1 protein-coding gene is annotated in these 248 nt (G+C 45.2%); it reads left to right on the forward strand.

The features are described 5' to 3' along the window. Positions 1-248 (forward strand): hypothetical protein (locus Q5762_RS39260; protein WP_315897106.1); only part of this gene is annotated, 248 nt, incomplete at both ends.

The following is a 248-nucleotide window of genomic DNA, read 5'->3' on the forward strand; positions in this document are numbered from 1 at the left end:
TGTGGCAAGACCGCGGAAGTTTCTGACTTACAAGACATCTTGGTCTATACATTGCAAGGCGTTTCATTTTGGGCAAACCAAGCCTACTCGTTCAATATCATTGACGATGAGATCAATCAATGGGCTCCTAAAGCTTTCTTTGCTACCTTAACCAATGTCAATTTCGATCCACAGCGTATTCTTGAGCTGACTCATCTAGCTGCAGAATATCAAGTGCGCTTAAAGGCACAAGTGCTGGCGGCCAGCCA

The sequence above is a fragment of the Streptomyces sp. P9(2023) genome (assembly GCF_032436795.1).
GTDB lineage: Bacteria > Actinomycetota > Actinomycetes > Streptomycetales > Streptomycetaceae > Streptomyces.